The following is a 15,339-nucleotide window of genomic DNA, read 5'->3' as shown; positions in this document are numbered from 1 at the left end:
AGTACACCCGCATGCCGTCCATGCAGACCAAGGCACCTGTGCCTGTTCGTCCTTCCCGTTTCAGCCACACCGCCATCGCCAGTGCCGCCGCCCTTGCCGGTTTTTCGCCGTTGAGTTTTGCCGACTTCATTGAAGACAGCAGCGCCACCTTCGAAACCCGCAACATGTATTTCAACCGCGACTTTCGCGATGGCACCAGTGCACAGCAATCCAAGCGTGACGAATGGGCCCAGGGTTTCATGCTCAATCTGCAATCGGGCTACACCGATGGCACCGTGGGGTTCGGTGTCGATGCGTTGGGCATGCTTGGGGTAAAACTTGATTCGAGTCCAGACCGTACCGGCACCGGCCTGCTGCCAACCCATGATGACGGGCGCGCCGCCGATGAATACTCCAAAGTCGGCCTGACCGGCAAAGTGAAAATCTCTGCCACGGAACTGAAAATCGGCAGCCTGATTCCCGAACTGCCGATCCTCAAACCCAACGACGGGCGCATCCTGCCGCAGACCTTTGAAGGTGGTTTGCTGACCTCCAAAGAGATCAAGAACCTGACCTTCACCGGCGGCCGTCTGGAAAAAGCCAAGGATCGCGACAGCACCGATTTCGAGGACATCGCCCTCAACAACAAGAACAGCCGTTTTGCTGGCACCGCGGCCGGCAAGCATTTCGATTTTGGCGGCGTCGACTACAAGTTCACCGACAAGATCACCGGCAGTTACCACTTCGCGCAACTCGACGAAGTCTATAACCAGCACTTCTTTGGACTCGTTGCCTCGCGTCCGATGGGCCCCGGCACGTTTGCCACTGACCTGCGTTTCGCCGTCAGTGATGATCAGGGCGCAGCCCGTGGCGGCGAGATCGACAACCGCTCGCTCAACGGTCTGGTCAGCTACGCGCTGAGCGGCCACAAGTTCAGCGCCGGTTATCAGCACATGTCCGGCGACAGCGCCTTCCCCTACGTCGATGGCAGCGACCCGTACCTGGTCAACTTCGTGCAGATCAATGACTTTGCCGGCGCTGAAGAACACTCCTGGCAGGCACGCTACGACTTCGACTTCGCCAAGCTCGGCATCCCAGGCCTTAGCTTCATGAGCCGCTACTTGAGCGGTGACAACATCAAGCTCAAGAACGGCGAAGAAGGCAAAGAGTGGGAACGCAACACCGAGATCAAATATGTAGTACAAAGCGGCGCCTTGAAGGATGTCGCCGTGCGTTTGCGTAATGCCACTTACCGCTCCAACTACTCGGCTCGCGATGCAGACGAAGTGCGTTTGCTGGTGAGCTACAGCGTCGCACTTTGGTAACTGCCCGTAAGTGAAAAACACGTCGAATAACAACAATGCCCGTGGAGAATCGAATGAACCTGTCACTGCGTAAAGTTGCACTGGCCGCCAGTTGCATCCTGTTTGCCGGCCAACTGATGGCTGAACCGAAACGTCCGGAATGCATCGCCCCGGCCTCCCCCGGCGGTGGTTTCGACCTGACCTGCAAACTGGTGCAGAGCGCACTGGTCAACCAGAAACTGCTGAGCAAACCGATGCGTGTGACCTACATGCCCGGCGGTGTCGGCGCGGTGGCCTATAACGCCGTAGTCGCTCAGCGTCCTGCCGATGCCGGCACGCTGGTCGCGTGGTCGAGTGGTTCGCTGTTGAACCTGGCGCAAGGCAAGTTCGGTCGCTTTGATGAAACCAACGTGCGCTGGCTGGCAGCCGTCGGCACCAGCTACGGCGCCATCGCGGTGAAAAGCGATTCGCCCTACAAGACCCTCGACGATCTCGTTCAGGCGCTGAAAAAAGATCCAGGCTCCGTGGTGATCGGTTCCGGCGGCACCGTCGGCAGCCAGGACTGGATGCAAACCGCATTGATCGCCAAGGCTGCCGGGATCAACCCGCGCGACCTGCGTTACGTGGCGCTCGAAGGTGGCGGCGAAATCGCCACCGCCCTGCTCGGCGGACACATCCAGGTCGGCAGTACCGACATCTCCGACTCCATGCCGCACATCCAGAGCGGTGACATGCGCCTGCTCGCGGTGTTCGCCGACAAGCGCCTCGACGAGCCGGAAATGAAAGACATCCCGACTGCTCGCGAGCAAGGCTACGACATCGTCTGGCCAGTGGTGCGCGGCTTCTACCTGGGGCCAAAAGTCAGCGATGAAGACTACGCCTGGTGGAAAGACTCGTTCGACAAACTGCTGGCTTCCGATGAGTTTGCCAAGCTGCGCGATCAGCGTGAACTGTTCCCGTTCGCCATGACTGGCCCGGAACTGGACACCTATGTGAAGAAACAGGTAGCGGACTACAAAGTGCTGGCCAAAGAGTTCGGCCTGATCCAGTAACCGTCCCTGCATCCCACGGCCGTGCCCCTGCGCATCAGGGGCATGGTCCAGGAGTTTGTCATGTCCACACTTTTACAACGCATTTTCGCCTCGGTGCTGTTGCTGGTCTGCGTCGGCCTGGCACTGATGGCGTGGCCGTACCAAGCGGCTTTTTCCTACGAACCGGTCGGCCCACGCGCCTTCCCATTGCTGATGCTCGGTCTTATGGGCGCGGCGTTGCTGTACATGGTGTTTCGCCCGGCCGCGATCAAACACAGTGATGACGAGCCGCCACTGGACCGCGAAACCCTGACCAAAATCGCTATCTGTGTAGTGCTGTTGCTGGTGTTCGCCGGCACTTTCGAGCCGCTTGGTTTCATTGTCGCCAGCATCCTCACCGGCGTGCCGATGGCTCGCCTCTACGGTGGCCGCTGGCTGCCGAGCGTGGTGATCATCAGCCTGATGGCCATCGGTCTTTACCTGCTGTTCGACCGTGTGATGGACGTTCCGCTGCCTCTCGGCCTGCTCAGCGTTCTGGAGAACTGATATGGATACTCTTGGCTATTTGGGTCAGGGTTTCGGCGTTGCGCTGAGCCCGTACAACCTGGTGACCGCGCTGTGCGGCACACTGATCGGCACCGTGGTCGGCCTGCTGCCGGGCCTGGGCCCGATCAACGGCGTGGCATTGCTGATCCCGATCGCATTCGCCCTCGGTCTGCCTCCGGAGTCGGCATTGATCCTGCTGGCAGCGGTGTATCTGGGCTGCGAATACGGCGGCCGGATCAGCTCGATCCTGCTGAACATTCCCGGCGAAGCCTCCACCGTGATGACCACCCTCGACGGCTACCCGATGGCCCGCAAAGGCTTGGCCGGTGTTGCGCTGTCGTTGTCGGCGTGGAGTTCGTTCATCGGTGCGTTCATCGCCACTTGCGGCATGGTGCTGTTCGCGCCGTTATTGGCGAAATGGGCGATTGCCTTCGGGCCGGCGGAATACTTCGTGTTGATGGTGTTCGCGATAGTCTGTCTCGGCGGCATGGCCGGTGATCGACCGTTGAAAACCTTTATCGCGGCGTTGATCGGCCTGTTCCTGTCGACCGTCGGCATCGATGCCAACAGCGGTGTTTATCGCTTCACCGGCGACAATATTCACCTGACCGACGGCATCCAGTTCGTCGTGCTGGTGCTGGGTCTGTTCTCCATCAGCGAAATCCTGCTGCTGCTGGAAAAAACCCACCATGGCCAGGAAGCGGTAAAGGCCACCGGCCGGATGATGTTCAATTTCAAGGAAGCGGCCTCGGTATTCGTGGTCAACGTCCGTTGCGGCGTGCTGGGTTTCATCATGGGCGTGTTGCCGGGCGCCGGTGCGACCCTCGCCAGCGCCGTGGCCTACATGACCGAGAAGCGCATCGCCGGTGCCAGCGGCAAGTTCGGTGAAGGGGATCCCCGTGGTCTCGCCGCGCCGGAAACCGCCATCGGTGGCGCAGCCTGCGGCGCACTGGTGCCGATGCTGACCCTTGGCGTACCGGGTTCGGGCACCACGGCGGTGATGATCGGCGCGCTGTCGCTGTACAACATCACGCCGGGCCCGCTGCTGTTCCAGCAACAACCGGACATCGTCTGGGGCCTGATCGCCTCGTTGTTCATCGCCAACGTGATGTTAGTGATCCTCAACATCCCGATGATCCGCGTATTCACCCGCATCCTCGCCGTGCCGAACTGGGCGCTGGTGCCGGTCATCGCGATCATTACCGGGATCGGCGTCTACGCGGTGCATGCGACCACGTTCGATCTGTTCCTGATGATCGGCATCGGCATCTTCGGTTACATCCTGCGCAAGCTGGACTTCCCGTTGTCGCCGCTGCTGCTGGGCTTCATCCTCGGCGGTCTGATGGAGCAGAACCTGCGTCGCGCGCTGTCGATCTCCAACGGTGCGCTGGAAATCCTCTGGTCGAGCCCGATCACCTTCGGTTGCTGGGTACTCACAGCGATCATGCTGCTGATGCCGATCATCCGCATCTGGCGTAAACGTTCGGCCGCGCAACGCGCCATCGCCGATGTTTGATCGCTCCTCCCTGAAATCCTGGTGGGGAACCCCGCTGGTCGGTCTGCTCGGCGGCTACATCGCCAGCCAGATCGGCTGGCCACTGCCGTGGATGGTCGGCTCGCTCCTGGCGATCATCCTCGTGCGCTGCCTGACGCCGTGGCAACTCACCGAAATCCCTGGCGGCCGCAAGTGCGGCCAGTGGATCGTCGGCATCGGCATCGGCCTGCACTTCACCCCGATGGTGATGGAGCAGGTACTCAGCCATTTCGGTTTGATCTTCTTCGGTGCGCTGGTCACCAGCCTGTCGGCCGTGGTCGGCGTGTGGTTGATGCGCCGTACCGGTGAGGATCGCGCCACGGCGTTTTTTTCGAGCATGCCCGGTGGTTCCGGCGAGATGGTCAATCTCGGCGCGCGCAACGGCGCGATGCTCAGCCATGTCGCGGCGGGGCAAAGTTTGCGCGTGCTGGTGGTGGTGCTGTGCGTGCCGGCAGCGTTCAAATATCTGCTGGGCGATGGTAACCCGATTTCCCACGCTGGCAGCGTCGATTGGCGCTGGCTAGCGATACTGTTTCCGGCGGGCGGTTTGCTTGCGTGGCTCTGGCAGCGTTTGCGCCAACCCAATCCGTGGCTGTTCGGACCGCTGCTGGTGAGTGCAGCGGTGAGCATTGGTTGGGATCTGCACATTGGTTTGCCCAATGGCGGCAGTCAGATTGGCCAGTGGTTGATTGGTAGCGGCTTGGGCTGTCACTTCAACCGGCAGTTCTTCCGCCGTGCGCCTTCATTCATGGGGCGGACGTTGATCGGCACGGCGCTGACCATGCTGATCGCGAGTTTGGCGGCGTTGGGCTTGAGTGCGCTGACCCATCTGGATCTGCGTTCGCTGACGCTGGGCATGATGCCCGGCGGGATTGCCGAGATGAGTCTGACGGCGGAGACGCTGCAACTGTCGGTGCCACTGGTGACGGCGATGCAGGTGATGCGGTTGCTGTTTGTGCTGTTTCTGGCGGAGCCGTTGTTCAAGTACTGGAACCGTAATCCCGAGTAAGACCGTGTCGACTTCATCGCTGGCAAGCCAGCTCCCACAGGTTTTTGAGGTGTTCACATAATCTGTGGCACCCACAAAACCCTGTGGGAGCTGGCTTGCCAGCGATGGGGCCCTTCAAATCGGTGGAAGACGCCACTCGATCGGCGTCTCGCCATTCTGCTCAAGAAACTTGTTGGTGCGGCTAAAGTGCCCACAACCCAAAAACCCGCGATACGCCGACAACGGCGACGGATGCACTGACGTCAGCACCAGATGCTTGGTCGCATCGATCAGCTTCTGCTTGCTCTGCGCATGCGCGCCCCAGAGCATGAACACCAGATGTGGCTGGCGCTCGCTGACCAGTTCAATGATCCGATCAGTGAAAAACTGCCAGCCCTTGTCCTTGTGCGCGTTGGCGTTGGCGCGCTCGACGGTCATGGTGGTGTTGATCATCAACACACCCTGATCGGCCCAGCTCTGCAGGTAACCGTGATTGGGAATGTCGATGTTCAGGTCGCGCTTCAGCTCTTTATAGATGTTGACCAGCGACGGCGGCGCTGGCACGCCTGGTTGCACCGAGAAGCACAGGCCATGGGCCTGGCCCGGGCCGTGATACGGGTCCTGACCGAGGATCACCACCTTCACTTTATCCAGCGGTGTTGAATTCAAAGCGTTGAAAATCATCGGGCCCGGCGGATAGATTTCCTTGCCGGCTGCCCGCTCCTGCTGCAGAAACTGGCGCAACTCTGCCATGTAAGGCTGGTCGAACTCAGCACGCAGTGCCTCCTTCCAGCTCGGTTCGAGTTTGATACGGTCGTCAGCAGTCATGGTCATACCCGGCAAAAACAATGGGGCGAACCCTAGGAAAGCGGACCACGCTTGTCAATTGCTCTGACGCAGATCCGGCACTTTCCCACACAACGATCATACTGATCGTTCAAATTCCCGATCGAGGTCACGATGAATCTGCACTTCGAAGAACTCACCGGCACCGACGGCGCCCGCATCGGTATCGCCAGCCTGGATGCTGAAAAATCGCTGAATGCGCTGTCCTTGCCAATGATCAACGCCCTCAGCGACAAGTTGAACGCTTGGGCCAAAGACCCACAAATCGTCTGCGTGCTGCTGCGCGGCAATGGTGCCAAGGCGTTCTGTGCTGGCGGCGAAGTGCGCAGCCTGGTCGAAGCCTGTCGCGCTCATCCCGGCGAAGTGCCGCCGCTGGCCGCGCAATTTTTCAGCGCGGAATATCGCCTGGATTACAGCCTGCATACCTATCCGAAACCGTTGATCTGCTGGGGCCATGGTTATGTGCTCGGCGGCGGCATGGGTTTGCTGCAAGGCGCCAGCACGCGGATCGTCACGCCGAGCAGCCGTTTGGCGATGCCGGAAATCACCATTGGTCTGTATCCCGACGTCGGCGCCAGTTGGTTTCTCGCGCGGCTGCCGGGCAAGCTCGGCTTGTTCCTCGGCCTGACCGGCGCGCACATGAACGGTCGTGATGCGATCGATCTGGATCTGGCCGACCGCTTTCTGCTCGACGAACAGCAACCGCAACTGATCGAAGGCCTGCTGCAGCTCAATTGGCAAGAACAGACCGACATGCAACTCAACAGTCTGCTCAAGGCCTTGCAACAGGAAGCCGTGGCGCAGATGCCCGAGGCACAATGGTTGCCACGTCGTCAGCAGATCGACGAGCTGCTCGATGTCAGCGATGTGACTTGCGCGTGGAAAGCCATCAGCCTGCAACGCGACAGCAGCGACCCGTTGATCGCCCGTGCAGCGAAGACCATGAGCGAAGGCTCGCCACTGACGGCGCATCTGGTCTGGGAGCAAATCATCCGTGCCCGACATATGTCGCTGGCTGAAGTCTTCCAGATGGAATACACCCTGAGCCTCAACTGCTGCCGGCACCCGGAATTCAGCGAAGGGGTTCGCGCGCGGTTGATCGATAAGGATCAGAAGCCGCACTGGCACTGGCCGGATATCAATAATGTGCCGGATGCGGTGGTGGAGGCGCACTTTCACAAAGTGTGGGAGGGGCGGCATCCGTTGGCGGATTTGACGCAGTATTGAACTGACGCGATGCTCGCGATGACGACTGGATTCCCATCGCGAGCTGGCTCAATCGGTCGCCATACGACTCAGACATTCAGCTCGTAAAACTGAATGATCTCTATCATCGCCCGCTGCGCTTCTTCGTCGCCCTTTATCAAAATGTCTTCGACATCCCTCAATGGCGGAAGAGGATGCAGACGTTCAGCAATCTGCATCGCGCTGTAGTCTTGAGTCGCTGTTCCTTCGCTGACTCTTATGAAGCCGATAGCGCTTTCGCCTGCGGCAAAATGATTGGAAACCCGGATTTTCGGTGCCATGCCGTAATCCACCACGATCACCAGATCATCGCGCTCACGGTGAAACTTCAAGTTGTCGATCGTCAGCCTGCGTTCGGAAAAGTCGATCCCGTCAAGGCCTTCTCCGCGATTGATGATCACGTCCCTGCCGAGGCCATCGTATCGGTAGATATCATTTCCGGCGCCGCCGGTTAGCGTGTCATTGCCCGGCCCACCCAACAGCAGATCATCACCGGGGCTGCCCGTGAGCACGTCATCCCCTTCCATGCCGCGGATTTTCCCCGCGCCGCTTATCGTGTCGTTGCCTCGACCACCGACTAACGGCAGCGCCCGTCCGTCTCGCAGAGACGTAAAACGCGTTGAATTGTTAACGGTTACACCCGTATGAAAAGTCTCGGGCGCAGGGCCCAGCTGACTTGACTCCAAGAGTTGTTTCAAACTCACGACCGACCCATCGGCGAAATTCAAGAGCTCAATCCCGGCCCCCTCAAGTTCACCGTTGAGGGGCAAGACGATGCGAACTTTCTGTATCCCACCCCAATTGATATCGAGTGTCGGATGGAGCATTTTGGCTCTTGGCGGATTGCGGTGTGCCCCGCGAGCTGGGTTGGGTTCCAGGTCGACATGTGTGGTTTCTATCAGCGCAGCACCCCAGCTCAATTGCAGTGCATCGCGCTGCGCATCTGCTGGAAGGACGACCGTGTCCTGATCGATCAATCCGAACTCGTCTTTCCACCCCGCTGCGCCAACTTCTGCTCGGTGGAAAACAGGGTTCGGCACATCAGCAATCGTGGTAGTTGCTCCGGCGTGCGCTTGCACGATGTAGGTGTCGGCACCGTCTTCACCGTAAAGCCAATCATCCCCTGCCCCGCTGACCAGATAGTCGGCGCCCTCGGAGCCCAGCAAGGTGTCGTCACCTGCACCTGCGGATAAAAACGCGCCCGGTGTTCTCTCGCCGACAGTGCCGTAGGCAAGTGGGGAGCCTGCATAAGCGACAATCAGATCGTCTCCCGCGCCGCCGTGGAAAACGTTTTCCACTTCGACGTTGACTCGCCCGCCGGCATCGTCGCCAGGGACGATTTTGCGTTTGATCGTTTCAGTTGTGACATCCCAGCGAAACGCCTTGGGCACCGTTTCCCCCGAACCGAAGCTTGCTGCCGGATAGATGTACCAACCCTCAAGCGCGCCGGATTCCTTACGGTCTTCAACCAATACATCTCCCGTATTGAATGAAAAGCCGTTGGCCGAGCCGGATCGATAATAGCGAGGCGCCTGACTTGAAGAGGCTATGGCTCCATCGGCTTTCACCTGTTTATGTTCGATACGGGTTGTGGTTTTCGACTGCCTTTCACTGACTACGGCATGCCCTGCATCAACCTTCATCCATGGCGGCGTTTCAGACAGTGTTCCCGCTTCGACGCCGTCATCGCTCAGCTCGGTGTGAGTGATGTAACCGGTGTCGCTAGTCGTGATATGACTGCGAACCCAGATGCCTTGATCACTCAAGGTGAAACCTGTGGCGTGTTTGCGGGCGTAGCGCTTGGATTTGATTTGCGCGAGGAATTTTTCAGTCCAGTCAACGGGGTGATCAGATGCCACAGGGCGTTGCGCCGCGATGGTTACATCGTCTGGCTGAACCGGATCTTCAACTTTGCTTTGCTGGATTCCTGTGGCGGTTACAACTTCCGGTACAGGTGACTCGGGCACCTTTATCGGTGGCAATGTTTTGCGCAGGACATCCTCATAACCAAGTACAACGCCATCGCTGAAACTGAACGTGGAATCCTTCCACTGCTCGTGACTCTTGATGAGTATCGCGTCGCCCGCGCCATTGGCCAGCCGCAATACCGTGCCGACGGCAACTTCGATAATGTCGGCTTTCAGACTTTGTGCGGAAAAGCCTGCGCCGAACCTGATGATGTTGCGGCCGCCGGCATCGGTAACAATATCCAGACCATCGCCAGCGCCGAAATAGTAAACATCAGCGCCGTCATGGCCTTCCAGCACGTCGTTACCGGCACCACCATCAAAAACGTTATTGCCGGAATCTCCACGAAGGTGGTCTACACCCTCCCCGCCCAACAATGTGTCGTTGCCACCACCACCCAGCAAGGTATCGTTGCCTGAACCACCGTCCAGATAATCTGCGCCGTGCTCAGCCTCGGCTGTCTGCTCGTAGTCGCCGGATAAAATGTCATCATCAGCGCCACCGTAAAGTGTGTCGGCGCCCAAGCCGCCCAAAAGGGTATCGTTTCCTTCATCGCCTTGAAGGTAATCATTGTTGATTCCCCCTGACTGCAGGTTGGACACATCGCCATCCAGCACGTCAGCTCCTGCGCCACCAATCAGGGTATCGGAGCCACCCATTCCCTGAAGTGTGTCATCGCCCGCTCCGCCATCAAGTAAATCATTGCCGTGATACCGAATCGGATGCTCAGCATAATCTCCGGCCAGCGCGTCGTTACCTTCACCTCCGAACAGCAGATCATCCGCCCCGCCCCCCAAAAGTTTGTCGTCTCCCGCGCCACCGTCCAGCAGGTCATTTCCAAAAAAGTGGGCGGCGTCACCGGCAACGCCGCCAAGTACAATGTCATCCCCCTGGAGAGTGTCATTGCCTGAGCCACCATAAATCGCATCGGCTCCAGCGTTACCAGTGAGCCAATCATCGCCACTGCCACCGTCCACTACATCGTTGCCATGGTGTTTGCTTTGTAGTCCACCGCCCCAGTCGAGGTTGTCTCCCATCATTGTGTCGTTACCGCTTCCCCCGGCCAGGGTGTCATTCCCCCCCTCTCCCCCAAGAAGATCATCTTCAGTTCCGCCATCGAGCAGATCGTCGCCCCATCCGCCATTGAGAACATCGCGACCGCCCTGGCCGTAGAGAACATCGTTATCGCCCTCCGTCGAACTGTTAAAGGAGGCCTTTGCAAAGACAGTTCGGTGACTGGTGACACCACCGCCTATAAGAACTTCGACGCGTTTGAATCCCCATTTCTGCTCCAGCGCGCCGGTCGTTTCATCCCCTGATAAAACGTCATCTCCCGCACCTCCAATCAGCGTATCCCGATCGTTACCGCCCAGAAGCACGTCCTGGGATGCCGTACCGGTGAGCAAATCGTGACCTGCCCCTCCATCAAGCCAATCGCCGCGAGTTGCTTTCCCTTTAGAGTCGCCAGCGGCCATGGCTTTTTCGAGCGTCGTCCGTTTATCCCCAAACAACTGATCGTTTCCGTCCTTGCCGAACAATCGGTCTGATCCGCCAAGTCCGAGAATGACGTCGTCTTTTGCAGAGCCATAAAGCACATCGGCCTTGTTTCTCTGTTTTACGTTGGCCAATAACAAGGCGTTGCCCAGCTCATCGTATGAGAACTGATCCCCGGGAACATTGGGGTCGATATCTTTCGCTTTCCAGTCGCCCTGAAGAACCAGATCGGGAGCAGAGACCGTATGGCCTTGGTATTCAGGAAGACGGATGCCAAGCATTCCGGGGCGGAAGTGCTTGATAACGACGAGATCATTCAGACCATATTTGATGTTGAGCGTGGGTTCATTGCGTTCTTCGATGAGGGTCAGGGTGATGGCCTGATCCTCGGTCGACCATATATCGCTCAAAGGGGCGCGGCGTTTGAGTGAAGGTATCGGCGAACCGTTGATCCATAGCTGCCCATTTACGTTGGCGTCGAAGATCTCATCGATGCCATCACCGCTGGAAAACTCATAGCGGTCGCTGCCTTCGCCACCGATCAAAGAGTCGTTACCCTTTCCTCCAGCCAAAACGTCATCACCCGCCATTCCGTGCAGCGCATCATTGCCGTCGCCTCCGGCAAGCAAGTCGTTGCCGCGTCCACCCTCGATGACATCGTGACCTCCCAGTCCGTTGATCGTGTCATTGCCCGCGCCACCATACAGATGATCAGTGTTCGCACCGCCCGCGAAAGACCGCGCGCCGTCATCACCGAACATGACCAGCGGATTCAGCACACCGGTGGTCATCGGCGCCTGTTTACCTGAAGCGAGATCGGAGTAGGAAAACTTCTGCAGCGAGTGTTCTCCAAACGAGCCCTGAGTTCGGGCAATCAACCGGGCCAACATCTGCGCACGATCGGCAAGCCATTGCGCGGTGATGAAACCTTCGCCGGTCAGCGGATCGTAGAGTTCCAGTCCGCGTCCGGAGTAACCGTCATCGCGTTGTATGACGATTTCACTGAGTTGCTTCAGAGAATTGCGCAGCGCCAGGCCGATGGGTGTCGACTCGCCAGCAAGTTTTGCCCATGAATTCGCGTTTCCGTATTCACCTATTGATCGGGTGACGATGCTGTGGGACTGCTCTGGTGAAAATGCCGAGAAGAATGCGTGAGCGTTGGTGGCGAAGGTTTCATCGGTGGTAGGTGACGCTGCTGAATCGCCGTCGTAGGTGCGCTTGAACATGTCCAGGAATTCGTTCTGGCCATAGCGCAATATCAGGTCGACCACCGCGGAAACCGGCGTGCCTTTCACTACATGCTGAATCAGCGGATTGAGGCTGCCACTGGCGAGCGCGATATTGATTTGCTCCGGCACGACTGAAAGCAGACTTTGCAATGGATTGACGCCGAAATTGCTGATCGCCGCTCGCAGGCCGACACTGTATGAATCGATGGCGAACAGAATATTTTTATAGTCATCGAGCCTGTTGGCTTTTGCTTGAGTCGGCGGGCCGCCATCTTCCCCTTGCGAATCACCAGCGGAGATCAATCTCCAGGTTTCATAGGGCGGTGCTCCACCCAACAGGCTGAATCCGACGGTCCCGGACCAACCGGCGTTATGGCTCACGGCTGTATCCTTCTCTCCGCAAGCATCACTGAACAGTGCCTTGCCGATCGCACTGGCATCAATCTCTGCAATCTGGCTGATGGATGGAACCGTCCAGGGTGCCAGTCGACCGGCGAGGGATCCGTCGATCAAGGTATTGATGAAATTGGCGGCGACCTGATTCGATGACAGCTGCATCAGCTCTCCACTGAAGATTTTATTCAGTCTCAATTCGCCTTGGCGCGAGGTGTAGCCGCGAATCAGGGCGGAATAGGCACCGTTTCCACCGTTGGCATCGATGGCCACAGCAAGCCAGAGCCTGGCGCTTTCAAGAATTTTTCCAGCCTCCTCATTGACAGCGAAAACTTCAGAAATTCTTCCACCGATAATATCGAATAGCTTTTGATACAGGGGAGCGCAGTTACCCCCTGTTAATTTCAGCGCAAGATATTCGATATCTTCAGAATCGAACATCAGCCCCTTGCAAATATTTGTTGCATTTAAAATTTCTGATTTTTCCAGATCATTAAAAACATAACTCATCGTTACTTCCTTGTAATAACAGAGCGTGAAAGATAGCTACTGAGAAACTTAAGCATTTCAGGTGATTCGCGTAATGACGATAGACCGAGACTTACCCGACCGTGCCCTCCGGAAAAGTCAAAGCTGTGTAACTCCACGGTGCAAAAAAAATTCAAACTTCCAAAATCCAGGTTTTCCAATTCGGTCCTGCTGAGCTTTGCCAATTTCTCGTCAGTCAGTTCTTCCTCAGCAGCCGGGCGAATCAAGCCGTTACAGCTTATCAATCGAGGGGTGCCATCACGCCGCGGCCAGTCAGCAATGACAAACTTTCGAACGGAAGCCTCATTCTTGAAATGCGGCGGAGGTGCATTAAGCCAAAGCTCCAGTCCCGGATAATTTTTTAGCTTTACAATCAACTCATCCGGCCAGTTGATGTGGCGATAACCCCGTTCATGGGGCTCGGTAGTCTCTTTTTTTGTATAAAGTCCGGCGTTCACTTTATAAAGACGCCAACTTTCAGGAGTCGGCTTTACACTCTGATCGTGGTACGACCGTATATCCGTCCCGGTCCACCAGAAATGCCCCTTGAGCGTATTGGCCAGACACGCTTTTTTATTCGCCAACTCAGGCATGCCAACATAAAACTCCGGGACCAGAGTCTTATCCACATAGCTGCCGCCCAGTATGGGCACCTGTTTCATGCTCGCCAGCTTCTTTTGACAGGCCTCCTGATCCGCGTAATAGATTGCCATCGCCTCGGCGATTTCTTCTTCGCGGATATAAAAATCCACCACGCAGTAACAGACATAAATCAACAAGCCGTACTTCAAGAACCTCTTAAACCATTTAACCCATTGCTTACGCGACATCCGGAGCATTTCAAATCTCCCTGTCAAACTGAGGAACAGGCTGTTTCTTGAGATGCCCGGACGTCGCGTTTTCAAATACCTCAAAGTACTGTTCCGTGCCGTACTTCACATCAAATCTGCTCGCCGTCAACTTCGCGGCGCTGCGAAGGCAGTTGTACTCATCAACGGAATCAAGAACCTTAGTAATACGTTTGGCGATACCGTGATGATCGAAGAAGTCCACCAGCATTCCATTGTGACCATCGACGATCACCTCCCTTACCGGAGCCGTATCTGACGCTACTACCACACACCCTGCCGTCATCGCCTCCAGTAACGACCACGACAAAACAAACGGATAAGTCAAATAAACATGAACCTTTGAACAGTCCAGAACTGCCCGGTAAGTCTGGTAAGGAAGCCTCCCTGTAAAATAAACGGTGGAATGATCAAAACTTACCTCTGCCTCCATCCTGCTGCGCCAATTTGCATAGCCAACCGGCTTACATCCATAACTGACGTCATCACCGCCAACTACGATAATCTGTGCATCGGGACACTTAGCCTGAATATGCGGGATTGCTCGCATAAAACTATGAAACCCGCGATAAGGCTCAAGATTCCTCGCGACATAAGTAACGATCGGCTGCCCAGTTTTCAGTTCGACTCCATTGGGCAACCTGACTGCCCCACCTTTCGCCAAGCAAGAACGTTGAGTGACGCCCTCGTGAATAACCCGAATGGCCGGCTGATAAGCGGCAGGAAACAGACTGCGCTGCCACCGCGTAGGCGCGATGGCAATGTCACATTGTTCGAGATTCAAAAGATGCAGCGAATTGAGTATTCGCAGCCTTGATGACTCCCTTGTGGCTCGCGGGAACTCAGGGTCGAACCCAGAGTCCGCGCCCTGCGCTCGATAGTAATATTCGCAATAGTGAATAAGCGGCGTGTCAGGATAGACATCCTTGACGAAGAGCGTTTCCCCCCATCCGGGATGAGCGAGAATCACGTCTGGCCGATAACCTGACTGTTTCAGCCTGCACAGAATTTCAAAAACCTTCTGTCCATCAGTCACCGCTTGCTCGTAACGGGTCAGATAGGGGTGAATATCGCCCGGTGCTCTGCTGGCAGCGCGGTATCGATATATGTTCACCTCTGCGATACCCGGTGCCGTATCCCGACCTATCGCCAAAACCTCATAACGCCTGTCAATCGCCGCCAGCACCACGTGACGGAACTGGCCCGGAAAGTTTTGGTGAATCACAAGAAGCTTCATAGCGGCATCGTCCTTTTATTCGCCGCTATTGAACTGAGTTTTGCTCACCTCGACCGGCACGAACAAACGCTAACAAATGCAAGGAAATGAAACTGTAGGAAGCGTCTGGGAATGCCCTAGGAGATGGCTAATGGGACGATTTTTCGACGGGCATAAAAAAGCGGCGCTA

The 15,339-nt window shown here is 57.0% G+C and carries 10 protein-coding genes; 6 read left to right on the top strand and 4 right to left on the bottom strand.

Annotated elements, in window-relative coordinates; translation table 11 throughout:
- The first annotated feature begins 11 nt into the window (after positions 1-11).
- The 5 genes from ACZ0A4_RS01950 to ACZ0A4_RS01930 are packed head-to-tail and all read left to right on the top strand — an operon-like array spanning position 12 to position 5,403.
- A complete protein-coding gene (locus ACZ0A4_RS01950; RefSeq protein WP_463572854.1) occupies positions 12-1,304 on the top strand; it encodes an OprD family porin in 1,293 nt (430 codons plus the stop codon).
- Between the two features lie 53 nt (positions 1,305-1,357).
- A complete protein-coding gene (locus ACZ0A4_RS01945) occupies positions 1,358-2,335 on the top strand; it encodes a Bug family tripartite tricarboxylate transporter substrate binding protein (RefSeq protein WP_463572852.1) in 978 nt (325 codons plus the stop codon).
- A 60-nt stretch (positions 2,336-2,395) separates the two neighbouring features.
- Positions 2,396-2,860: a tripartite tricarboxylate transporter TctB family protein gene (locus ACZ0A4_RS01940; RefSeq protein WP_463572851.1), complete on the top strand. Its 465-nt coding sequence runs from the start codon at positions 2,396-2,398 to the stop codon at positions 2,858-2,860.
- Position 2,861: 1 nt separating this feature from the next.
- On the top strand, positions 2,862-4,376 hold the full coding sequence (locus ACZ0A4_RS01935; protein ID WP_463572849.1) for a tripartite tricarboxylate transporter permease: 1,515 nt from the start codon (positions 2,862-2,864) through the stop codon (positions 4,374-4,376).
- Positions 4,369-5,403, top strand: coding sequence for an AbrB family transcriptional regulator (locus tag ACZ0A4_RS01930; RefSeq protein ID WP_463572848.1), 1,035 nt, complete (start codon positions 4,369-4,371; stop codon positions 5,401-5,403). The genes ACZ0A4_RS01935 and ACZ0A4_RS01930 overlap by 8 nt, the downstream gene beginning before the upstream one ends.
- Positions 5,404-5,517: 114 nt before the next feature.
- On the opposite strand, the gene ung is transcribed toward ACZ0A4_RS01930, so the two are convergent.
- Positions 5,518-6,210 (bottom strand): uracil-DNA glycosylase, encoded by a 693-nt coding sequence (ung, locus tag ACZ0A4_RS01925; RefSeq protein WP_007911441.1) that lies wholly within the window; start codon positions 6,208-6,210, stop codon positions 5,518-5,520.
- Between the two features lie 132 nt (positions 6,211-6,342).
- Here ung and ACZ0A4_RS01920 point away from each other — a divergent pair, with 132 nt between their 5' ends.
- Positions 6,343-7,455, top strand: coding sequence for an enoyl-CoA hydratase/isomerase family protein (locus ACZ0A4_RS01920; protein WP_463572847.1), 1,113 nt, complete (start codon positions 6,343-6,345; stop codon positions 7,453-7,455).
- Positions 7,456-7,523: 68 nt separating this feature from the next.
- Here the strand turns inward: ACZ0A4_RS01920 and ACZ0A4_RS01915 are convergent, their stop codons facing one another.
- Genes ACZ0A4_RS01915 through ACZ0A4_RS01905 form a run of 3 tightly spaced genes read right to left on the bottom strand, consistent with a single transcriptional unit; the run spans position 7,524 to position 15,170 of the window.
- Complete coding sequence (locus tag ACZ0A4_RS01915) at positions 7,524-13,067, bottom strand: calcium-binding protein (RefSeq protein WP_463572846.1); 5,544 nt, start codon at positions 13,065-13,067, stop codon at positions 7,524-7,526.
- Between the two features lie 2 nt (positions 13,068-13,069).
- The gene (locus tag ACZ0A4_RS01910; protein WP_463572845.1) at positions 13,070-13,924 is read right to left on the bottom strand and encodes a hypothetical protein; all 855 of its coding nucleotides are present in this window, start codon (positions 13,922-13,924) and stop codon (positions 13,070-13,072) included.
- A gap of 1 nt (position 13,925) precedes the next feature.
- Positions 13,926-15,170, bottom strand: a complete 1,245-nt coding sequence (locus tag ACZ0A4_RS01905) for a glycosyltransferase family 4 protein (RefSeq protein ID WP_463572844.1) — start codon at positions 15,168-15,170, stop codon at positions 13,926-13,928.
- Positions 15,171-15,339: the final 169 nt, after the last annotated feature.

This window comes from Pseudomonas sp. AC172, from assembly GCF_979258595.1.
This window is presented reverse-complemented; position numbering and strand designations above follow the sequence as displayed.

What these genes read in the sequence shown, in the direction of transcription:
- ACZ0A4_RS01950 (WP_463572854.1), top strand. Translation starts at nt 12, where the DNA reads ATGCCGTCCATGCAGACCAAGGCACCTGTGCCTGTTCGTCCTTCCCGT.
- ACZ0A4_RS01945 (WP_463572852.1), top strand. Translation starts at nt 1,358, where the DNA reads ATGAACCTGTCACTGCGTAAAGTTGCACTGGCCGCCAGTTGCATCCTG.
- ACZ0A4_RS01940 (WP_463572851.1), top strand. Translation starts at nt 2,396, where the DNA reads ATGTCCACACTTTTACAACGCATTTTCGCCTCGGTGCTGTTGCTGGTC.
- ACZ0A4_RS01935 (WP_463572849.1), top strand. Translation starts at nt 2,862, where the DNA reads ATGGATACTCTTGGCTATTTGGGTCAGGGTTTCGGCGTTGCGCTGAGC.
- ACZ0A4_RS01930 (WP_463572848.1), top strand. Translation starts at nt 4,369, where the DNA reads ATGTTTGATCGCTCCTCCCTGAAATCCTGGTGGGGAACCCCGCTGGTC.
- ung (WP_007911441.1), bottom strand. Translation starts at nt 6,210, where the DNA reads ATGACTGCTGACGACCGTATCAAACTCGAACCGAGCTGGAAGGAGGCA.
- ACZ0A4_RS01920 (WP_463572847.1), top strand. Translation starts at nt 6,343, where the DNA reads ATGAATCTGCACTTCGAAGAACTCACCGGCACCGACGGCGCCCGCATC.
- ACZ0A4_RS01915 (WP_463572846.1), bottom strand. Translation starts at nt 13,067, where the DNA reads ATGAGTTATGTTTTTAATGATCTGGAAAAATCAGAAATTTTAAATGCA.
- ACZ0A4_RS01910 (WP_463572845.1), bottom strand. Translation starts at nt 13,924, where the DNA reads ATGCTCCGGATGTCGCGTAAGCAATGGGTTAAATGGTTTAAGAGGTTC.
- ACZ0A4_RS01905 (WP_463572844.1), bottom strand. Translation starts at nt 15,170, where the DNA reads ATGAAGCTTCTTGTGATTCACCAAAACTTTCCGGGCCAGTTCCGTCAC.